We start from the raw sequence: 21094 nt of genomic DNA, 5'->3' as shown, positions 1-21094 counted from the left end.
TTTGCTTTTCATTTTTTAAAGTCATTTTGAAAGAAAATAATGTTAAAATAATACCAAAGATAATTTAAGTATCAAGGAAATTTAATGTTTGAAGTAGTCATAGGACTTGAAGTTCATGCTCAACTTAATACCAAAACAAAGATTTTTTGCTCTTGTGCAACTTCTTTTGGAGAAACTCCTAACACTAATGTTTGTCCTACTTGTTTAGCTTTGCCAGGTGCTTTACCTGTTTTAAATGAAGAAGCAGTTAAAAAAGCGATTTTTTTTGGAAAAGCTGTGAATGCCACTATTAATAAAAAAAGTGTTTTTAATCGTAAAAATTATTTTTATCCTGATTTGCCTAAGGCTTATCAAATTTCTCAATTTGATATTCCTATAGTAGAAAATGGAGAACTTTTTATTAATGTAAATGGAGAAAATAAACGTATAGGCATCACTAGGGCACATTTAGAAGAAGATGCAGGAAAAAACATCCATGAAAGTAATTTTTCAAAAGTAGATTTAAATCGTGCAGGAACTCCTTTACTTGAGATTGTAAGCGAACCTGAATTAAGAAGCAGCGATGAAGCGGTCGCTTATCTTAAAAAACTTCATTCTGTTATACGTTTTTTGGATATTTCAGACGCAAATATGCAAGAGGGAAGTTTTAGATGTGATGCAAACGTGAGTATTCGTCCTAAAGGAGATACTAAACTTTATACAAGGGTTGAAATTAAAAATCTTAACTCTTTTCGTTTTATACAAAAAGCAATTGATTATGAAGTAAAGCGTCAAATTGAGGCTTGGGAAGATGGAACTTATGAAAAAGAAGTCGTTCAAGAAACAAGACTTTTTGATACAAGCAATTTAACCACTCGCTCAATGAGAGGGAAAGAAGAGGCTGCAGAATATCGTTATTTTCCAGATCCTGATCTTTTGCCGGTCTTGCTTAAAGATGAGTTTTTAGAACTTAAAATTTCAGAATTACCAGATGAAAAGAAAAAACGTTATATGCAAGAATTAGACATAAAAGAAAGTGATGCAGAAGTTCTTATTAGCTCTCTTGAAATAAGTCGTTTTTTTGAAAATCTAATTGCTCAAAGATTAAATCCTAAACTTTGTGTTAATTGGTTAAATACAGAATTAATGGGACTCTTAAAAGGAGAATTAACTATAGAAAATTCCCCAGTGGATGCGCAAAAACTTGGAAATTTAATAAAACGCATAGAAGAAGGTATTATCAGTGCTAAAGCGGGTAAAGAGGTTTTAGCCTATGTGTTTGAAAATACTCAAATAAGCATTGATGAAGCCATTGATAAATTGGGTTTAAAACAAGTAAGTGATGACTCAGCAATTGAAGCAGTGATTGAGAAAATTTTAAAAGAAAATGATGACAAAGTTGCAGAATATAAAAACGGTAAAGATAAACTTTTTGGATTTTTTGTGGGTCAGGCTATGAAAGAGGGCAAGGGAGCTTTTAATCCTTCTAAAGTGAATGAAATTTTAAAATCAAAGTTAGGTTAATGAGTAAAATTGCAGTTATTGGAGCGGGAAAGTGGGGTAGCGCTTTATACCATGCCCTAAATGTTAAAAATACTTGTTTAATCACTTCTCGTTCGCAGCGAAATTTAACTCATTTTGTTGATTTAGATACTGCTTTAAAATGTGATTATCTTGTTTTTGCTTTAAGTTCTCAAGGAATTCATAAGTGGCTTAAAGAACATTTTAAAAACCAAGGTCAAAAAATTTTAATCGCCTCTAAAGGAATAGAAACTTCAACTTGTAAATTTTTAGATGAAATTTTTTTAGAATTTGTAAGTCAAGATCAAGTATGTGTTTTAAGTGGTCCCTCATTTGCAGCAGAGGTTGAGAAAAAATTGCCTTGTGCTTTAGTCATTAGTGGTTTTAATCTTAAAATTTGTGAAGAATTTGCAGCTTTTTTTCCTGATTTTATAAAAACCTATGTAGGTGATGATACAAGGGGTGCAGAAATTTGCGGAGCTTATAAAAATGTTTTAGCTATTGCTAGTGGAGTGAGCGATGGTTTAAATTTGGGCAATAATGCAAGAGCATCTCTTATTTCAAGAGGACTTATAGAAATGCATCGTTTCGGAAATTTTTTTGGAGCTAAAGAAGAAACTTTTTTGGGGCTTAGCGGGGCAGGAGATTTGTTTTTGACTGCTTCAAGTCAGCTTTCTAGAAATTATCGTGTGGGTTTAGCACTCGCTAAAAATCAAAAGCTAGATGATATTTTAAAAGATTTAGGTGAGGTTGCTGAAGGAGTTAAAACAGCTTATGCTATAGAAAAAATAGCGTTAAAAAATCAAATTTATACACCTATAGTGCGTGAAGTTGTACAAATTTTACAAGGAAAAGATGTAAAAAAAGCGGTACAGGAATTATTAAAAGCTAAAAAATAGGAGTTAAAATGCTTATTAAAAATGCTAAAATTTATGGCCAAGAGTTACAAGATGTTTTGGTTCAAAATGGAAAAATTTCAAAAATAGGTACCCAATTAGAAGGCGATGAAATTTTAGACGCTAAAGAAATGACTTTATTGCCTTCTTTTGTAGATTTGGGTGTTAGCTTGAAAGATGATAAGTTTTCTTTGGATCATTTATCATTTTTAGAACAAGAGTGTATAGAAAATGGTTTTAGCGCTGTTGTCTTGCGTGATTGTATGGATTTTGATGAAGAGATTTTTTCACTTTTTTTACAAAATCTAAATTCTAAAAAAATAAAAATTTTTCCAAATGTACGCGTTTTGGACGCTCATGGAAAAATTAAAAATCTAGCCACATTTTTAAATAAAAAAGCTAATGCTTTAGAGCTTAAAAGTTCTAGTGATACGAATATTTTGCGCGTAGTTATGCAATACGCTTTAATGAAAGATAGTTTCGTTTTTACTCATTGTAATAATAGTGATTTTGACGATAGAGGGGTGATGAATGATTGCAAAACTAGCTTTAATTTAGGTCTTATGGGAATGAGCTCAGTTGCTGAAACTAGCGAAGTTGCAAAGATCAAGGAAATTGCTCAGTTTTATGGGGTTAAGGTTGTTTTTGATTTATTGAGTCTTAAAAGATCTATTGAAATTTTAGATGACAATGATCTTAAATTAGTGAGTATTCATCATTTGATTAAAGATGATAGTGCCTGTGAAAATTTTAATACAGCAGCTAAATTAAATCCTCCTTTAAGAAGTATCCAAGATAAAGAATCTTTAAGAACCTTTTTAAAAGAGGGAAAAATTCAATTTTTAACTTCTATGCATAGTCCTAAATCTTCTTCTTTAAAAGATCTAGCTTTTGATGAAGCAGCTTTTGGAATCGATGGAATATCTGATTTCATAAGTCTTTGTTATACTTTTTTCATTAAAAATGGTTTTTTAACTTGGAAAGAACTTTGTAACTTTACTAGCAGAAATCCTAGTGAATTTTTAGGTTTAAATGCTGGAGCTATTGAAGTAGGAAAAGATGCTAATTTAATACTTGTTAATGAAAATGAAGAAATTTCTACTCCAAAGAGTCCTCTTTATAATAATGATAAATTATTTGCAAAAGTTAAAAAGCATATAATTAAAGGTGTAATGATTTAGTCGATACTAGTTTTATAATGATAAATTTTTATCTTAGCAATTTATTAAATTGCTAAGATAAATTTAAATCCTAAGAATATAATCGCGGCCATAATTCCAGCAGCTGGTAAAGTAATAATCCATGCTAAGCCTATTGGTTTCATTAAAGCCCAATTTGCATTTTTATTATACACACCAATACCTAAGATCGCACCAATTAAAATATGAGTAGAGCTTACCGGAATTCCAAATTGAGTCGCTAAAAGTATAACGATACTAGCTCCAAGTTCTGCACTAAAACCTGTGGTTGGTTTAATGGTGGCTAATTTTGATCCTACTGTAGCGATCACTTCTTTTCCTAAAAACCAAAGACCAGCAACTAAAGCAACCCCAAACATAGCCATTGCTGCAAATGGTATAGGCGAATTAGCATTAATAGTAGCATTTTTAAGAACATCTAAAATTGCTGCAAAAGGCCCAATAGCATTAGCTATATCATTGGCTCCATGAGAGAAGGCAAAACTTGAAGCAGTAAAAATTTGAAACCATGAAAAAAGTCTATCGGTTGTTTTACTTAATTCATTTTTCTTGACAATTTTAACGATAGCAAATGTTATAACATAGCTAATTATTCCTAAAATTCCTATAATCCAAAAATTTTGCAAAATATCCAAAGTGCTTACATTGTTTAAACCTTTAAATAAAAACATCGCTGCAATGATTGCTGCACTGATACATGCAACTATAGGCATGTGTCTTTTTAGAATAGAATATATATCTATATTTTTTTCTCTTTCCTTAAATTCTTTAATTTTGTTTTTGTAAAAACTATTTTCTTGTTCGTCATCATCTAAGGCAATCGATGAGAGTTCTTTAATTTGTTCTTCGGTTGATTTATTTTTAAGACTTAGAAAATAATTTTCCTTAAATTTCCTTTTTTCTTTCTTTATATTTTTTAAATCTTCACTTAGTTTTTCAGAAGGTTTGAGTATTTTTTTGTCAATATAGGAGTAAATTAAATAAGCAACCAATCCTCCAAGCAAAGGGGAGGCGACCCAAGATATAACAATTTTTACAATTCCACTCCATTTAACCATAGAAAGAGTTTGAGAACCATCGAATTTTAAAAGCCCCATCATAATACTTGCTCCAACAATGCCACCTATTATACTATGTGTAGTTGATACAGGCAAACCTTTTTTTGTAGCTATAAAGATCCAAAGTCCAGAGCTAAGAAGGGCAGCTAGCATAATAGAAACAAAAAGCATAGGATTAAATTCTTTGGGAAAAACTACTATTCCACTGCGTATAGTTTGAGTAACTTCAGCACCTGCAAAAATAGCCCCGCTTAATTCAAAAACCGCAGCAATAAGTAAGGCTTGTTTTATTGTAACTGTTTTAGCCCCAACGCTTGTTCCAAAGGAGTTGGCAACATCATTACCGCCAATATTAAAAGCCATAAATATACCAAAAATAGCCGCAAGTATAAAAAGTATTAAATGTTGATGAGTATAGTTAAAACCCCAAATAATAAAAGCTACAATACTTATGATGAGTATAATAAAAGCTATAATATTATCTTTTTGCATAAATTCCCTTTTTTAAAAATTTATGGCGAAATTATACCCTATAATTTTAAAATTACAAATATTTTATTTTAATTATTGATATAGTATTTATTTTATTTTTTTATAATACTTCTATTTTAATATACAATAATATCTTAGGAAAAGCTGATTTAATGAAAAATACTTTTTATGTATTTTTTTTATTCTCTTTATTGAATGCGCATGAAGTGAGTTGTTCTTGGCATAAATTTGACTTTCAAACTGTTAAAAAAGCTCCCAAAATACAAGAAGAAAATTTAGATTTTCAAAAAGCTTTAAATAGTTTATTATCAAATACTTTAGAAAGTGAAAATGGCATTGATGCAACAGATGGTGTTTTAGATTTTCAAAATGAAAATATTCGCGTTAAAAATCTAAGTTCAATTTATGAGGGAGAAAATGATTCTTTATTATTTCAAAAAGAACTTTTTATCGCTCAAGATGGTTATAATTATTCTAGCGGTTTAATTAATCGTTATAAAAAAGATAATTTTTTATTTGGTTTTAATGGCTTTGTAGATAAACAAGAAGAGCAAAAAAATGCCAAAAGCTTCGGAGCAGAATTTGGTTATGGTGACTTTGTTAAAGCTTATAGTAATTATTATGTTTTAGATGAAATTAATAAAAGCTTTCAATTGGGAATCAGTTTTGTTGATTCTTTTTATAATAAATTTACATTTGATGTAATTAAAGATGGAGAAAAAACAAACTATCAGCTAATTTACTCACCTTATAGTGTCTTAAATTTGAATTTATCCCGTCGTATTTTTAATACCAATGCAAATGAAAATGATATCGCAGTTCAAATCGGATTTAATTTTAGTTTTGATAAAAGTTTTTTAAGGCAGCTTCATAAACAAGATAATATTTTCCAAGAAATCAATCGCTATGACTTCTTAGAAAGAATTTATTAATTCATACCCGCATTATGGAATTTTTCTGGATTATCCATAGCATAACGGAATTTTTCCCAATCAATTTGTTTATCCCAAATCGAAACAATTAAGGCTGCAACGCTATTTCCGCAAAGATTTCCTACAGCTCTCATTTCTGACATAAATTTATCAACACCTAAAAGTATTCCAATAGCTGCAACTGGTAGAACTTCGGCTAAAGTGGCGTTTGCTTCAGATATTTCCATATTTCCCAAAGCAGCTAAAGTGCTACCTAAAACTATAAATCCTGATCCTGTAACTCCAACAGCACCTTTTGAGGCTATCATAAGAACGATTAAAATACTGATTTCATGTGCTAGACTTAGATTTACATTGAAAGCTTGTGCTAAAAAAATTAAACTCATGGCTAGATAAATATTGGTACAATCAAGATTAAAACTATAACCGGTTGGTAAAACAAGTCCAACAGTGGCTTTAGAAAGACCTGCTTTTTCTAATTTTCTCATCAAAGGAGCGAGTGCAGATTCACTCGAACTTGTTGCAAAGACGATTAAAACTTCACGAGCTATAAATCTCATAAATTTAAATATATTCACTTTGGCAAAATAACAAATTATTCCTAAAATGCCAAATATAAATACTAAACAAGAAATTAGCATAACTAAAAGCAAATAAGCAAGATTAATCAAAGAACCAATACCATATTGTGCAATTAAAACAGCCATAGCCGAAAAAGCGGCGATAGGGCTAAAATACATTATAATTTGTAGAATTTTAAAAACAAAATTTTGAAGAACTTCTAAAACTCTTTGGATGGCTTGCTTATCTTCTGTTCTCATTAGAGAAATAATTAAAGCTGTAACGATGGCAATTACTAAAACTTGTATAGTTTTTCCTTCTGTGAAAGGAGTAATAATATCGGTTGGCATGGCATCTTTTAAGATGTGCATGATTTCTGAGCCAGCACTAATTTCTGTTGTTTGTGAAATATATTTTTGCACACTTTGAGTATCTAATTGATCCGGACTAAGATTCATTCCATGCCCAGGTTGCATTATATTAGCCATAAAGATACCTATAGCTAAAGCCAAGGTGCTTACAACTTCAAAATATATCACAGCTTTAGCTCCTATACTTCCAACTTTTTTTAGGCTTTCAAGGCTAATGATTCCTAATACCAAGGTTACAAATATAATAGGTCCAATTAAAACTTTTAAAGATTTTATAAAATATTCCACTCCTGGCTTGCTCGCAATTGCCCATTCTTTATCAATATATCCAAGCGTAATTCCAGCGATAATTCCTATAATTACCCAAAAACCTAAACTTTTTAGGATTCTTTTATATAATGGAGGTCTTATCTCTGCAAAGGTTTGACTTAAAGTTTCCAAAAAAACTCCTTAATTTTATTTCAATTGGTTACATCTTAACAAACAAAAAATAAAATAGAAATTAAATGTTATATTTTAGATCTTTTGTGAAAAATTATTTAGGCTACAATGTTACAAAAATTCTCATTTTATGAGAAATTAAATATATTTATGTTAGCATTAAACTTTTTACAAAGTATGTCTTGCTGATTTCTTTAAAATCTCGGCATTATTTTAAATTTTTTTAAAATTATTACAGAAAGATTTTTAGAGTTTATGGAAGAGATAATAGTAGAACATGATGCTTTAATTACCTCAAAAACAGATCTTAAAGGGAATATCATTTATGCAAATAATGATTTTGCTAAATATGCAGGATACGCAATAGATGAGTTATTAAATCAGCCTCATAACATTATAAGGCATAAAGATATGCCAAGAACAGTATTTAAGTGTCTATGGGATTATATACAAAGAGGTGATGAAATTTTTGCTTTTGTAAAAAATAAAGCTAAAGATGGAAGATATTATTGGGTTTTTACCAACGTAACCCCTTCTTATGATATGCATGGCAATATTATTAATTATTATTCTGTTCGTAGAGCCCCAAATCGTAAAATTTTACCTATGATAGAAGAAATTTATAAAACTTTAAGGGAAACAGAACAAAAAGGCGGAATTCAAGCAGGAGTTAAAGTTTTAGCAGAAATTATTAGTTCTTATAAAATAAGCTATAATGAGCTTATTTTCAACTTGCAACATGAAGATTTAAAGACAAATTAATATTTATGATTGTAAAATATATTTTAACTTTTGGGTTTTTTCTACAAAAGTTTAATTCTGTCTTTAATTTAAAATCATGCAAAATTTAAATATTTTACTTTCAAAAAAAGGAGATTTAATTTAAAATGAAAAATGGATTATTTTTGGCTATTTTTCTAGGTATTTTAAGTATCTTTGGAACAATTTTTGTTCATGCTTATATTGGAGCAGTGATTGTATTGTTTATTATTGCGCTTGTGGTTTATCTTTTTATGTATTATAAAGATGAACAAATAATGATAGATAAGCTATATGATCTTTGTAGGGAATTAAGAGAAGGAAATTTTGAAAATAGGATTGTTTATATAAAAACAAAAAGTCAAAAATTTGCAGAAATTTCAGATAATCTTAACAACACTTTAGATAACCTTGAAGCTTATTTAAGAGAGATCAGTACTTCTATAGCTTGCTCTCAAAAAGGAGAATTTTATCGCAAAGCTTTACCTGAGGGTCTTAAGGGTATTTTTGCTCATAATATTGAATTTATCAATAAAGCTTTAGCTAATGTAGAAAATACTTCAAAATCTGTATTTAAAAATGCTTTATCAAGAGCGTTAATGGATCTTAGTCTTGGAAATCAAAATAAAGATATGTCGCAAATTTCTATCTCTTTAAATAAAGATATTGATGTTATGAAAGATGTACATGATGTGGTTGATTCTATTACCCATACAGCAACAGAAAATGGAAGTGAAGTTGATTCTTTGCAAAATGCTATGGTATCTTTAATGGAGGTAGTTAATTCAAGCAAAGAAACCGTTCAAACTTTTGTTGCTAATTCTCAAAATATCACTTCTGTAGTTGAGGTAATCAGAGATATTGCTGATCAAACAAATTTACTTGCGCTTAATGCTGCAATAGAAGCTGCACGTGCAGGAGAGCATGGACGAGGATTTGCAGTGGTTGCCGATGAAGTGAGAAAATTGGCCGAAAGAACTCAAAGGTCTACAAGTGAAATTTCTATAGCAATCCAAACCATGCAACAAGATTTTATCAATATTCAAAATGGTAGTGAGCAAGTCTTTAACATTGTAAGTCAATCAGAAGAAAGAATTCAAAAATTTTCTCAAGCTTTTAGAGGTTTAGAGGAGAATAGCTCTACTTTAGGTAAAGATTTTTCAGAGCTTGCTAATAGACTAGCATTATCGGTTATAAAACTTGATCATATTTTGTATAAATCAAATATATATTTAAGTCTCAATGGAGCACAAGAATTTGATTTATCTAGCGTGGATCCAATTTCGAATTTATGTTTAGATGATAGGATAAAAAATATTATCAATCATTTTGTCACAGATGAAGAATTGGATTCTACAAAGCAATTAATCAAATCAAATGCAAAAAAAGCTATAGAGGAATCAAAAGCAAGTTATATTGATCAAAGAGTATATGATACTATTGTCAATGATATAAAAGTTTTAGAACATAAAAGTAGTGAAATTTTAGATAAATTAAAAATTTAAGGAAAAGTTTAAATGTCAAAAGAAATTTTTTTGCAAAAAGATAGTTTGATAACTTCAAAAACAGATTTAAGAGGTTTAATAGTTTATGCAAATGATGATTTTTTAAAATATGCGGATTACACTATGAAAGAAGTATTATATCAACCGCATAATATAGTAAGACATCAAGATATGCCAAAAACTGTTTTCAAATTTTTATGGGATTATATGAAAGAAGGTAAAGAAATTTTTGCCTATGTAAAAAATAAAACCAAAAATAATGATTATTATTGGGTTTTTGCTAATGTAACTCCTTCTTTAGATACTAGAAATAATATAATCGGATATTATTCTGTTAGACGTATGCCAAATCGTAAAGCATTGGAAACCATAGAAAAACTTTATAGTGATTTATTAAGTGTTGAAAAGCAAAGTATCCATAAAGGCGTAGAAATGCTAAAAGATTTCTGCAAAAGTATGGGTAAAAGTTATAATGAATTAATATTTTCTCTTCAAGAAGACAAATAAATTTTATAGACTTAAAATAATCTTTATTTTAAGTCTTAATGTTATATAATCTTTTCATTATTAAAACTTCTTTATTAAAATAGGAAAAAATATGTTCGATATTATTGTCATAGGTGGCGGACATGCTGGTATCGAAGCGAGTGCTGTTGCTGCTAAAATGGGTAAAAAAACTTTACTTTTAACCACTCTTATTGAACAAATTGGTGCGGCAAGTTGCAATCCTGCTATTGGGGGACTTGCTAAAGGACATTTAGTTAAAGAGCTTGATGCTATGGGTGGTCTAATGGGAGAAATTACAGATAGCGCGGGCATACAATTTCGCATTTTAAATGAAAGCAAAGGTGTAGCAGTAAGAGGAAGTAGGGCGCAAATTGATATGGATAAATATCGCATTGTTGCGCGCAATAAACTTTTAAGACTTGAAAATTTAGAAATTTCACAAGAGCAAGTTTGTGAGTTGATATTTGAAAAAGATAGAGTTGTTGGGGTAAAAACTAATTTAAATAATGAATACAAAGCTCAAAAAATTATTTTAACAACAGGAACTTTTTTAAACGGACTTATCCATATAGGAGAAAACAAACTTGAAGCAGGGAGAGTTGGAGAGCTTGCTTCTATAAAATTAGGAAAAAATTTATCTTGTACTGATTTGAAAATGGGGCGTTTAAAAACAGGAACTTGTCCTAGAGTCGATGCAAAAACTATCGATTTTGATGCTCTTGAAATTCAATACGGAGATCAAATTCCTAAGGCTTTTAGTTTTAAAACTAGAGATTTTAATCCAACTCAATTGCCATGTTATATAGCAAGAACCAATTTAAAAACTCATGAAATTATTAAAAATAATTTTTATCGCGCTCCACTTTTTACAGGACAAATTGAAGGAATAGGGCCAAGATATTGCCCTTCTATAGAAGATAAAATTAATCGCTTTGCGGATAAAGAAAGCCATCATCTTTTTATAGAGCCTCAAACAATTGATGCTACCGAGTATTATATCAATGGATTTTCCACTTCTTTACCTTATGAAGTTCAACAAGAAATGCTTTCTTCTATCAAAGGATTTGAAAAAGCTAAGATTACACGTTTTGGCTATGCAATTGAGTATGATTATATTGATCCAACAGAACTTTATCATACTTTAGAAACCAAAAAGATTAAAAATCTTTATTGTGCTGGACAAATTAACGGAACAACAGGTTATGAAGAAGCGGCAGCACAAGGCTTTATGGCAGGAATTAATGCTGTTTTAGCTCTTGATGGAAAAGAACCGTTTATTTTAAGACGAGATGAAGCTTATATAGGTGTTTTAATCGATGATTTGGTGGTAAAAGGAACAAAAGAGCCTTATAGAATGTTTACTTCAAGAGCTGAATTTAGATTACTTTTAAGAGAAGAAAACGCCATAATTAGACTTGGAAAATATGGCAAGGAATTTGGGCTTTTAGGAGATGAGGATTATAAATTTATTGAAAATATTAAAGAAAATTTAGATAAAGGATTGAAATTTCTTTTAGAAAAAGAATTAACTCCTAATAATCAAAATAATGAATTTTTAGCTCATTTAGATGAAGAAAAAATCAGTTCTATTGTCAATTTGCAAAAAATAGTCGCACGATCTAGTTTTAATATAGAAAAATTAAAAAAACTAGATCCTATTTTTGAAACGATGGATGAATATTCCTTAAGAGAAATTTTAAATGAAGCTAAATATTATCATTATATCATCATGCAAAAAGCACAAGTTGAAAAAATGAAAAATTTAATCGATATGCGTATTCCTAAAGATTTTGATTTTAAAAGTGTAAGTGGTTTAAGTAATGAGGTAATTGAAAAACTTGAGCTTAATAGACCTTTAACTTTGTTTGCTGCTAGTCAGATTAGCGGTATCACTCCTGCGGCTTTAGATATTTTACAAATTTATATAAAAATCCAAAAGAAACAAAATTAATGTTTCTTGCGGTTTTGTTTTTTTTAATTACTTTAGTTTTTATTTTTTTAAGACCTTGGAATTTATCTTTATGGATAATTTCTTTAATCGGGGCTTTTTTTGTTTATCTTTTTAAACTTGTAAATTACAATGATATTATTTTTATTTTTGATCTTGTTTGGGGAAGCTCTTTAACCCTTTTAGCACTTATGATACTTTCTTTTGCTTTAGAACTTTTAGGTTTTTTTGATTTTATAGCTAGAAAAATTTTGGATTATTCTAAAAATAAAAATGAAAAAATTGCAACCAAAAAATTAATGCTTTTTTTGCTTATTTTTGTATTTTTCATCACCGCTTTTTTAGGAAATGATGGTGCTATTTTGATTATTACTCCTATTGTTATTGCGATTTTTAGCACTTTTAAAAATTTAAAAGATGGTATCATTATCAATACTTTTTTATTAAGTGTTTCTTTTTTATGTGATGCAAGTTCTAATACTTTGGTTATTTCTAATTTAACCAATTTAATCACGGCTAATTATTTTAATCTTGATTTTTTAGAATTTACAAAAAATATGTTTTTGCCAAGTTTATTTGTTTTGTTATCTACACTTTTTATTGTTTGTTTTATTTTTTTAAGATCTTTACCACGCGATCTTGAAATAAAACTCACTAAAGAGATAAAATTTTCTACTTCTTTTTTTCTTTTTTGTGTTTGTTATTTGATTTTATTTGTACTTAGTTTTTTTATCGCTCAAATATATCAATGGGATAAAAGCTTGATTGCTTTATGTGAATCTTTATTTTTTTGGTTTATAGCTTATGGGATTAAAAAAAGAGAAGCATTAGATGTGATCAAACATGCTCCTTGGGGTGTTTTTATTTTTAGCTTTGGACTTTATGTGGTTGTTTTTGCTCTACATAAATGTGGAGTGGGTGAAATTTTGTCCAATTTATATCAAAATTTTGAACATAATAAAATCAATGCTATTTTTAGCACCGGATTTATTTCAGCTTTATTGTCCTCAATTTTCAATAATTTGCCTATGACTTTAATTGGCGATTTAGCATTAAAAGATTTTCCAAAAGATATGATATATGCACATCTTTTAGGGGTTAATATCGGTTCAAAATTTACCCCTATAGGATCTTTGGCGACTTTATTTTGGTTAGAACTTTTAGCAAAAAGAGGTATTAAAATCTCTTTTTTGAAGTATTGCAAATTTAGTTTTTTTATCACTTTACCTGTTCTTTTTTTCTCTTTTTTAGGGCTTATCTTAAAATAAGTAAACAAGAGATTAATAAGCAAAGAAAAAATTAATTTTATTTTAGATAAACTAATGGTTTGTTTAAATAAAAATGAAAGGACAAGTTATGGCTACATCTGAAAGCAGAAGAAGCTTTATGGGAGTTGCGTTTGGAACGGTAGCTGCTGTGGGCGGTGCCTTTTCGCTTGTTGCGATGAAAAAAACTTGGGATCCGCTTCCAAGTGTTAAGGCCGCAGGTTTTACTACAGTAGATTTATCAGGGATGCAAGCTGGAGAGCTTAGAACGATAGAATGGAGAAAAAAACCTATTTTTATTTTAAAAAAAGATGCCAATATGGCAAAAGATCCAAAGCGTGATGTTGTTGTTGATAATGCGGCATATACTGTTGTCATAGGACTCTGTACCCATTTGGGCTGTATTCCTGCATATCATCCAAGTGAGCAAATTTTTAAATGTGCTTGTCATGGTGGGGAATTTGATACAAGTGGAAAAAATATTTTTGGACCTCCTCCAAGACCTCTCGATATCCCTCCTTTTAAAATTGAAGGAACTAAACTTGTTTTAGGTGAAGAGGGTCCAGAATATAAACAAATGACCAAGGAGGCTTAATTATGGCGCATATTAGAAAAGCAAATGGCTTAATAGATTGGCTTGATCAAAGATTGGCTATCAATAAATTATTTGATGTTTTGATGGTAAAATACTGGATCCCAAAACAAATTAATTTTCTTTGGGCAATGGGTGTTATTTTAACAACGCTTTTTGCAGTGCTTTTTGTAACAGGTCTTTTACTCGTAATGTATTATAAGCCTGATACTGCTCTTGCTTTTAATAGCGTAAATAAAACAATTATGCAAGAAGTTGATTATGGTTGGTTATGGCGCCATATGCACGGTGTAGCTGCTTCTGTAATTTTTTTAATCATTTATATTCATATGTTTACTGGAATTTATTATGGTTCTTATAAACGTGGTAGAGAGATGATTTGGGTAAGCGGTATGCTTCTTTTTGTTGTGTTTTCAGCTGAAGCTTTTAGTGGTTATATGCTTCCTTGGGGACAAATGAGTTATTGGGCTGCACAGGTTATCACTAATCTTTTTGGAGGAATTCCTTTTATAGGTCCTGAACTTGTAATTTGGATTCGCGGAGACTATGCTGTTTCTGATCCAACTTTAACAAGATTTTTTATGCTTCATGTATGTTTGCTTCCTATTGTGATTATTTCAATCATTGCTTTCCATTTTTATTCTTTAAGAATTCCACATGTAAATAATGAAATTTCTGAAGAATTAGATTTTGATTTAGAAGCTGAAAAATATATGGCAGGTGATACTAAAAATTCAAAAGTAATTCCTTTTTGGCCAGGATTTTTATCTAAAGATTTTATGTATATTTGTTTATTCATGATCTTCTTTTTTTATTTGGTTTGTTTTAAATTCGAATTTGCTATGGATCCTATCAATTTTGATCCAGCGGATGCACTTAAAACTCCACCTCATATTTATCCAGAATGGTATTTCTTATGGAGTTATGAGGTTTTAAGAGGATTTTTCTTTGATATAGCAGGTATTAAAGCTTTTAATATCGGTTTAGCGGCTTTTGGCGTGGCTCAAGTGATCTTTTTCTTGCTTCCTTGGCTTGATAGAAGTGAAGTGGTAAAACCAGCTCATGAAAGACCTTTATTTTTTATTTGGTTTTGGATTTTACTTATAGATATGATCGTCTTGACTATTTATGGTAAATTGCCTCCAACGGGTGTAAATGCTTGGGTAGGATTTTATGCTTCTGTTGTATTTTTATTATTACTTCTAGTCATCTTACCTATAATTACTATTATGGAAAGAAAAGGAGCTAGATAATGAGAGAAATTAAAATATTTTTAATAGTAGTAATTTTTGCAGGAATTGTGTATTGGGGTGTTGAGCCTTATGCTCATTCTGTAATGAAACCGCATGTTGCTCCTGCTAATTTTGATTTTTCTGCAGAAGATATAAATTATGCTAAGAATATTTTAGCTCAAAAAGAAATAGCTTTAAATGATGCAAAAAAGGCAAATGATGCTAAAAGAATAGAGAGTGCTCAAAAAGAACTTGATAAAGCAAAAGAAGATTTAAATCAAGTTACAACTCTTTGGGATAATGTTGCAAAAATAGATCTTAGCAAAGGTAATGTGGCTAAAGGTAAAGAATTTTTTGCTGGAAATTGTGCAAGTTGTCATGGTTTAAAAGAAGACAATATCACATCACCAGTTGTTGATTCTTCTACTTTTGGGGTTATTCCTCCTGATTTAAGTTCTGCCGGAGCTATTTTTGATGATAAATTTTTAGCAGCTTTGGTGATGAATCCATCAGTAGCTTTAAAGGTATATCATAAATTTGGAGACGCTTTTCCAATGCCTCCTTATCAAGATACCCCAGAAGTTATGAATGCTAATGTGGCTAACGTAGTTGCTTATCTTAAAGAAATGGGAGCTAAATTTGAAGCCAATGAAAATGCTGCAATTAAAAAAGAAATAGAAACTAAATATCAAAAAATGGCAAATAGTCCTGAAAAAACTGCTTTAATAGATAAAGACATTGCATTTGCTAAAGATAAGGCTACTTTTATAGAAGCTTGCGGTCGTTGTCATGATGTAAAATATGATAATTTCTTCACTCCTTCAAAACATAGTGATTTGAAAACTTATTTAGGCTCAATACCGCCTGATCTTTCAATGATGATTAGATCTCGTGGGGAACAATATCTACACGACTTTATCAATGATACTCAAAAATTACTTCCAGGAACTGCTATGCCAAGAGTTGGTTTAACAGAATCTGCTCAAGCTAAAGTTGTTTCTTATATTGAAAAAGTAGGCGATAGTAAAAAAGAAGAAAGAGAAAGAACAGGAATTTATATCATGATCTTCTTTGTAATTTTAAGCGTATTTGCTATAGGCTGGAAACGTTCAGTTTGGTCTAAACTACATTAAACCTTTTTTAGATTTTCATCAGGCTTTGATGAAAATCTTTTAATTTATCTTCAATTTTATTAGATTTTAAACTTAAAAGAGAAATACTGCTGTTTAATAATTTTTATTAAATTGGAGTACTTATGTTTGAAAAAAAATTAATTAAAAAGATTCTTTCAAAATGGAATTATGGTGATTTTAAAGTTATATTTTGGGATAACGAGGAATTGATCATTGGAAAAAAACCTTCTCAATTTACTTTAATTTTTAAAGAAAAAATACCTTTATTTGATTTATTTAATGATACAAGTTTGGTTTTTGCAAAACATTATATGGAATCTAAGCTTGATATAGAAGGAAATTATGATGAGATAGCTAGGGTATTGTATTATTTTTCAAATAAACATTTTTTAAAAAATAAGGAAGATGTTTTAAGCAAAATTACGCAAAAACAAGAAAGTAAAAATATCAAAAGCCATTATGATTTAGGAAATGACTTTTATAAATTGTGGCTTGATGAAACTATGAGTTATTCTTGTGCCTATTTTAAAAGCCCAAATGATACTCTTTATCAAGCACAAATTAACAAAATCAATCATACTTTAAAAAAACTTAATTTAAAGAAAGGAGAAAAGCTTTTAGATATAGGTTGTGGTTGGGGATGGCTTTCCATTATGGCTGCACAGCAATATGGCGTTAATGTTGTTGGAGTTACGATTTCTGAAGAGCAATACAAGAAAGCAAAAGAAAGAGTGAAAGAATTTAATCTTGAAGATAAAGTTGAAATAAGATTACAAAACTACCAAGATTTAGAATTTGAAAATTATTTTGATAAAGTTGTATCTGTGGGTATGTTTGAGCATGTAGGTAAAGAAAACTTGGGACTTTATTTTATGAAGGTTAAACAAGTGTTAAAACCAGGGGGAATGATGCTTTTACATTCTATTTTATCTATGTTTGAGGGAAAAACTAATGCTTGGATTGATCAATATATTTTTCCAGGGGGATATTTGCCTTCTTTAAGGGAGGTTATTAGTGTTATGAGTGAATGGGATTTTCACCTTCTTTTAGCGGAAAGTTTAAGAATACATTATGCTAAAACTTTAGATATGTGGAGTCAAAATTTCAATCAAGTGTTACCACAAGTGAGAGAAAAATATGATGAAAAATTTATCAGAATGTGGGATTTATATCTAAGATCTTGTGCTTCAGCTTTTCGTGTGGGTAGTGTGGATTTGTTTCAATTTCTAATTACAAAAGAAATCAATAATGACTTAAGCCTAACCAAAGAGTATATTTATAAGTAAAAACTAAACTTAATTTTGGTAAAATCGAAACTTCATTTCGCACGCACCAACTTCCTTTTTAGCTTGTTTAGTTAAGGGGTGCGGAGGAATAAAGCTAAATTTATAAGGAGAAATCATGGTTAGCATGAGAGATTTACTAGAATGCGGTGTTCATTTTGGACATCAAACAAGAAGATGGAATCCAAAAATGAAGAAATTTATTTTTGGTGAAAGAAAAGGTATCTATGTTATAGATCTACAAAAAACTTTGAGATATTTTAGATATACTTATAATATTGTTCGCGATGCTGCAGCTGAAGGAAAAACTATACTTTTTGTTGGAACAAAAAAACAAGCTGGCGGAGCGATTAAAGAATACGCTGAAAAATGCGGTATGCCTTATGTAAATCACAGATGGTTAGGCGGTATGATGACCAATTTTGGCACTATTCGTCAATCAATTAGAAAATTAGAAGTTATAGAAAAAATGGAAGAAGATGGAAGTATCAAGCTTTTAACTAAAAAAGAAGCTTTGATGCTTACAAGAAAAAAAGAAAAATTATTAGCTTATCTTGGAGGAATTCGTCATTTAAAAACTCAACCAGATATGATTTTTGTTATCGATACAGTTAAAGAAAAAATTGCTGTTCAAGAAGCAAATAAATTAAGAATTCCTGTTGTAGCACCTCTTGATACAAATTGTGATCCTGATTTAGTAACTTATCCTATTCCAGGTAATGATGATGCAATTCGTTCTGTTCAACTTTTTTGCCAAGAAATAGCTGAAGCTATCAATGAAGGAAAAAATTTAAGAGAACAAGATGGTGAAGTTCCAGCTACACAAGAGCAAGAAATCACAGAAGAAGAAAAAAAAGAAGTTTTAGATGAAGCTATGAGTGAAGAAGATTTTAAAGAGGAGCAAGAATAATGGCTGAAATTACTGCTGCAATGGTAAAAGAACTCCGCGAAAGTACAGGCGCGGGGATGATGGATTGTAAAAATGCTTTGAGTGAAACAGATGGAGATTTTGACAAAGCGGTTCAGCTTTTAAGAGAAAAAGGACTGGGCAAAGCTGCAAAAAAAGCTGACAGACTTGCTGCTGAAGGTTTAGTGAGTGTTAAAGTTAATGATGACTTTTCAAGTGTAACCATTACTGAAATCAATTCAGAAACTGATTTTGTGGCTAAAAATGATCAATTTATTTCTTTAACCAAAGATACAACAGCACATATTCAAAACAATAGCTTACAAAGCGTTGAAGAGCTTCATTCAAGTACAATCAATGGAGTAAAATTCGAAGAATATTTAAAAAGTCAAATTGCAACCATTGGTGAAAACTTAGTTGTAAGAAGATTTGCAACTTTAAAATCAAATGCTAATGGCGTTGTTAATGGTTATATCCATACAAATGGACGCATAGGTGTTATCATTGCTGCAGCTTGTGATAGTGCTGAAATCGCTTCTAAATCAAGAGATTTTTTAAAACAAATTTGTATGCATATAGCAGCGATGAAACCAAGCTATTTAAGTTATGAGGAATTAGATCTTTCTTTTGTTGAGAGTGAATATAAAGCTTTGGTGGCTGAACTTGAAAAAGAAAATGAAGAAAGACGTAGATTAAAAGATCCAAATAAGCCAGAACTTAAAATACCTAAATTTGCAAGTAGAAAACAACTTAGTGAAGAAATTTTAAAACAAGCAGAAGAAGATATTAAGGCTGAGCTTAAAGCACAAGGAAAACCTGAAAAAATTTGGGACAATATCATTCCTGGAAAAATGAACAGCTTTATAGCGGATAATTCTCAACTTGACAGTAAATTAACCCTAATGGGACAATTTTACGTTATGGACGATAAAAAAACTATAGAGCAAGTTATCACTGAAAAAGAAAAAGAATTGGGCGGTAAAATTAAAATCGTAGAATTTATTCGTTTTGAGGTTGGCGAAGGTTTGGAAAAGAAAACTGAAGATTTTGCTGCTGAAGTAGCTGCACAGCTTTAAAAGCGATTATAATGGAACTTTTAAGAGCGGAGAATTTAAGCCATAGCTTTGATTACCCGCTCTTTGAAAATTTAAATTTAATTTTAAAAACTCAAGATTGTATTGCTATAGAGGGTAGTAGTGGTTGTGGAAAATCCACTCTTTTACATATCCTTTCTTCTTTGCTTCAGCCAAATAAAGGTGATGTTTTTTATAAAGATAAAAATCTTTATCATTTAAATGAAAATGAAAGATTAAAAATTCGTCGTTATGATTTTGGCATTATTTTTCAAACACATTATTTATTTAAGGGCTTTTCTGCTTTAGAAAATATAGAACTTGCTAGTGTTTTATCGTACCAAAAATTGGATGAAAAAATTTTAGAAAAACTAGGCATTGATAAGCTTTTAAATCAAAAAATAGGGAAATTAAGCGGTGGACAACAACAGCGTGTAAGCATAGCTAGAGTGCTTTGTAAAAAACCTAAAATTATTTTTGCAGATGAAGCGACTGGAAATTTAGATTTTGATAATGCTAAAAATGTTATAGAACTTTTAATCAGTTATGTTAAAGAAAATGAAGCAGCTTTGTTTTTTGTCACTCATGATCACAATCTTGCAAAATTTTGTGATCAAATCTATACTTTAAAATCAAATGGAATTTGTTAATTATCTAGGCGATAAAAACGTAGCCACTTTTATGCTTCTTTTTGCTAGAATGAGTGGACTTATAGTTTTCTTTCCTTTTTTTTCTCATAATTCTATTCCTATAATTATTAAAACAACTTTGGCTTTATTTTTAACTATGTATTTATACCCTTTAGCAAAACTTGAAAATTTACATTTGGATAGTTTTTTTGTGATTCAACTTTTAAGTGAAGTGATTTTTGGAATGATTGCAGGTTTGATATTGCAAATTATTTTTGCCATTATTATGATGGCCGGTGAACAAATTGCTTTTATCATGGGATTTACAATGGCTAATGTTTTAGATCCAAGTTCGGGTACGAATATGCCAATCACATCTCAAATTTTACATCTAATTGCTTTGTTGTTTTTTCTAGCTTTTAATGGACATCATTTGATACTTTTATTTTTAAGTTATTCTTTGGGTTATATTGACTTGGGGGCTTTTTATCCTCAAGAAAATTTGATGCGTTATTTAAATTCGGGCATTTTAAATATTTTTATCATTGGTTTTACTATGAGTTTTCCTATACTTGGAATTTCTTTACTTGCCGATACTATTTTTGGACTTTTGATGAAAACTATGCCACAATTTAATCTTTTAGTGATTGGTTATCCTATTAAAATCGCTTTAGGAATTATTGTTTTAATAGTTATTTTGATTGTAATGATGGAGTATTTTAAAGATTTGATATTAGAAGCAATCACTCATATGCAAACTCTCTTTTTTGTCTAAGCAAAGGATAAATGAAAATTTTGTAGAATAGTAATT

The 21094-nt window shown here is 29.9% G+C and carries 19 protein-coding genes; 17 read left to right on the top strand and 2 right to left on the bottom strand.

What is annotated here, in order from left to right; translation table 11 throughout:
* Positions 1-84: 84 nt before the first annotated feature.
* Genes gatB through H2277_RS00960 form a run of 3 tightly spaced genes read left to right on the top strand, consistent with a single transcriptional unit; the run spans position 85 to position 3577 of the window.
* Positions 85-1503, top strand: coding sequence for an Asp-tRNA(Asn)/Glu-tRNA(Gln) amidotransferase subunit GatB (gene gatB / locus H2277_RS00970; RefSeq protein WP_337200543.1), 1419 nt, complete (start codon positions 85-87; stop codon positions 1501-1503).
* A complete protein-coding gene (locus H2277_RS00965) occupies positions 1503-2399 on the top strand; it encodes an NAD(P)H-dependent glycerol-3-phosphate dehydrogenase (protein WP_337200542.1) in 897 nt (298 codons plus the stop codon). The genes gatB and H2277_RS00965 overlap by 1 nt, the downstream gene beginning before the upstream one ends.
* An 8-nt stretch (positions 2400-2407) precedes the next feature.
* Positions 2408-3577, top strand: a complete 1170-nt coding sequence (locus H2277_RS00960) for a metal-dependent hydrolase (protein WP_337200541.1) — start codon at positions 2408-2410, stop codon at positions 3575-3577.
* Positions 3578-3621: 44 nt separating this feature from the next.
* On the opposite strand, the gene H2277_RS00955 is transcribed toward H2277_RS00960, so the two are convergent.
* Positions 3622-5145 (bottom strand): inorganic phosphate transporter, encoded by a 1524-nt coding sequence (locus tag H2277_RS00955; RefSeq protein ID WP_337200540.1) that lies wholly within the window; start codon positions 5143-5145, stop codon positions 3622-3624.
* Between the two features lie 152 nt (positions 5146-5297).
* Here H2277_RS00955 and H2277_RS00950 point away from each other — a divergent pair, with 152 nt between their 5' ends.
* Complete coding sequence (locus H2277_RS00950) at positions 5298-6077, top strand: inverse autotransporter beta domain-containing protein (RefSeq protein WP_337200538.1); 780 nt, start codon at positions 5298-5300, stop codon at positions 6075-6077.
* Here the strand turns inward: H2277_RS00950 and H2277_RS00945 are convergent.
* Positions 6074-7450 (bottom strand): cation:dicarboxylate symporter family transporter, encoded by a 1377-nt coding sequence (locus H2277_RS00945; RefSeq protein WP_337200537.1) that lies wholly within the window; start codon positions 7448-7450, stop codon positions 6074-6076. The genes H2277_RS00950 and H2277_RS00945 overlap by 4 nt on opposite strands.
* Positions 7451-7705: 255 nt before the next feature.
* Between H2277_RS00945 and H2277_RS00940 the strand changes: the two genes are divergently transcribed.
* The 13 genes from H2277_RS00940 to fliR all read left to right on the top strand — a co-directional run bounded on the left by H2277_RS00940 (position 7706) and on the right by fliR (position 21058).
* Positions 7706-8212, top strand: a complete 507-nt coding sequence (locus H2277_RS00940) for a PAS domain-containing protein (RefSeq protein ID WP_337200536.1) — start codon at positions 7706-7708, stop codon at positions 8210-8212.
* A gap of 125 nt (positions 8213-8337) precedes the next feature.
* Positions 8338-9714: a methyl-accepting chemotaxis protein gene (locus tag H2277_RS00935; protein ID WP_337200535.1), complete on the top strand. Its 1377-nt coding sequence runs from the start codon at positions 8338-8340 to the stop codon at positions 9712-9714.
* A 12-nt stretch (positions 9715-9726) separates the two neighbouring features.
* Positions 9727-10221: a PAS domain-containing protein gene (locus H2277_RS00930; protein ID WP_337200534.1), complete on the top strand. Its 495-nt coding sequence runs from the start codon at positions 9727-9729 to the stop codon at positions 10219-10221.
* 91 nt (positions 10222-10312) lie between these two features.
* Positions 10313-12172, top strand: coding sequence for a tRNA uridine-5-carboxymethylaminomethyl(34) synthesis enzyme MnmG (gene mnmG / locus H2277_RS00925; RefSeq protein ID WP_337200533.1), 1860 nt, complete (start codon positions 10313-10315; stop codon positions 12170-12172).
* Complete coding sequence (locus H2277_RS00920; RefSeq protein WP_337200532.1) at positions 12172-13437, top strand: arsenic transporter; 1266 nt, start codon at positions 12172-12174, stop codon at positions 13435-13437. The genes mnmG and H2277_RS00920 overlap by 1 nt, the downstream gene beginning before the upstream one ends.
* An 88-nt stretch (positions 13438-13525) precedes the next feature.
* Entirely contained in the window at positions 13526-14029 is a 504-nt protein-coding gene (gene petA / locus H2277_RS00915; protein ID WP_337200531.1) for a ubiquinol-cytochrome c reductase iron-sulfur subunit, read from the top strand.
* 2 nt (positions 14030-14031) lie between these two features.
* On the top strand, positions 14032-15279 hold the full coding sequence (locus H2277_RS00910; RefSeq protein ID WP_337200530.1) for a cytochrome bc complex cytochrome b subunit: 1248 nt from the start codon (positions 14032-14034) through the stop codon (positions 15277-15279).
* Positions 15279-16391, top strand: coding sequence for a c-type cytochrome (locus H2277_RS00905; RefSeq protein WP_337200529.1), 1113 nt, complete (start codon positions 15279-15281; stop codon positions 16389-16391). Before H2277_RS00910 ends, H2277_RS00905 begins: the two co-directional genes overlap by 1 nt.
* Before the next feature lie 122 nt (positions 16392-16513).
* Positions 16514-17677, top strand: a complete 1164-nt coding sequence (locus H2277_RS00900) for a class I SAM-dependent methyltransferase (RefSeq protein ID WP_337200528.1) — start codon at positions 16514-16516, stop codon at positions 17675-17677.
* A gap of 115 nt (positions 17678-17792) precedes the next feature.
* Complete coding sequence (rpsB, locus tag H2277_RS00895) at positions 17793-18584, top strand: 30S ribosomal protein S2 (RefSeq protein ID WP_137623517.1); 792 nt, start codon at positions 17793-17795, stop codon at positions 18582-18584.
* Positions 18584-19657 (top strand): translation elongation factor Ts, encoded by a 1074-nt coding sequence (gene tsf / locus H2277_RS00890; protein ID WP_337200527.1) that lies wholly within the window; start codon positions 18584-18586, stop codon positions 19655-19657. The genes rpsB and tsf overlap by 1 nt, the downstream gene beginning before the upstream one ends.
* An 11-nt stretch (positions 19658-19668) precedes the next feature.
* On the top strand, positions 19669-20304 hold the full coding sequence (locus H2277_RS00885; protein WP_337200526.1) for an ABC transporter ATP-binding protein: 636 nt from the start codon (positions 19669-19671) through the stop codon (positions 20302-20304).
* Entirely contained in the window at positions 20291-21058 is a 768-nt protein-coding gene (fliR, locus tag H2277_RS00880; RefSeq protein ID WP_337200525.1) for a flagellar biosynthetic protein FliR, read from the top strand. Before H2277_RS00885 ends, fliR begins: the two co-directional genes overlap by 14 nt.
* The last annotated feature ends 36 nt before the right edge of the window (positions 21059-21094 follow it).

The sequence above is a fragment of the Campylobacter sp. W0014 genome (genome assembly GCF_020135975.1).
GTDB lineage: Bacteria > Campylobacterota > Campylobacteria > Campylobacterales > Campylobacteraceae > Campylobacter_D.
Note: the sequence above shows the minus strand (reverse complement) of the source record. Positions and strands in the feature narration are given on the sequence as shown.

Bases quoted from the DNA above. Each gene is read 5' to 3' on its own strand.
- H2277_RS00920 (WP_337200532.1), top strand. From the start codon at position 12,172: ATGTTTCTTGCGGTTTTGTTTTTTTTAATTACTTTAGTTTTTATTTTT.
- H2277_RS00940 (WP_337200536.1), top strand. From the start codon at position 7,706: ATGGAAGAGATAATAGTAGAACATGATGCTTTAATTACCTCAAAAACA.
- rpsB (WP_137623517.1), top strand. From the start codon at position 17,793: ATGGTTAGCATGAGAGATTTACTAGAATGCGGTGTTCATTTTGGACAT.
- H2277_RS00885 (WP_337200526.1), top strand. From the start codon at position 19,669: ATGGAACTTTTAAGAGCGGAGAATTTAAGCCATAGCTTTGATTACCCG.
- H2277_RS00960 (WP_337200541.1), top strand. From the start codon at position 2,408: ATGCTTATTAAAAATGCTAAAATTTATGGCCAAGAGTTACAAGATGTT.
- mnmG (WP_337200533.1), top strand. From the start codon at position 10,313: ATGTTCGATATTATTGTCATAGGTGGCGGACATGCTGGTATCGAAGCG.
- H2277_RS00955 (WP_337200540.1), bottom strand. From the start codon at position 5,145: ATGCAAAAAGATAATATTATAGCTTTTATTATACTCATCATAAGTATT.
- H2277_RS00935 (WP_337200535.1), top strand. From the start codon at position 8,338: ATGAAAAATGGATTATTTTTGGCTATTTTTCTAGGTATTTTAAGTATC.
- petA (WP_337200531.1), top strand. From the start codon at position 13,526: ATGGCTACATCTGAAAGCAGAAGAAGCTTTATGGGAGTTGCGTTTGGA.
- H2277_RS00930 (WP_337200534.1), top strand. From the start codon at position 9,727: ATGTCAAAAGAAATTTTTTTGCAAAAAGATAGTTTGATAACTTCAAAA.
- fliR (WP_337200525.1), top strand. From the start codon at position 20,291: ATGGAATTTGTTAATTATCTAGGCGATAAAAACGTAGCCACTTTTATG.
- H2277_RS00910 (WP_337200530.1), top strand. From the start codon at position 14,032: ATGGCGCATATTAGAAAAGCAAATGGCTTAATAGATTGGCTTGATCAA.
- H2277_RS00950 (WP_337200538.1), top strand. From the start codon at position 5,298: ATGAAAAATACTTTTTATGTATTTTTTTTATTCTCTTTATTGAATGCG.
- tsf (WP_337200527.1), top strand. From the start codon at position 18,584: ATGGCTGAAATTACTGCTGCAATGGTAAAAGAACTCCGCGAAAGTACA.
- H2277_RS00905 (WP_337200529.1), top strand. From the start codon at position 15,279: ATGAGAGAAATTAAAATATTTTTAATAGTAGTAATTTTTGCAGGAATT.
- H2277_RS00965 (WP_337200542.1), top strand. From the start codon at position 1,503: ATGAGTAAAATTGCAGTTATTGGAGCGGGAAAGTGGGGTAGCGCTTTA.
- gatB (WP_337200543.1), top strand. From the start codon at position 85: ATGTTTGAAGTAGTCATAGGACTTGAAGTTCATGCTCAACTTAATACC.
- H2277_RS00900 (WP_337200528.1), top strand. From the start codon at position 16,514: ATGTTTGAAAAAAAATTAATTAAAAAGATTCTTTCAAAATGGAATTAT.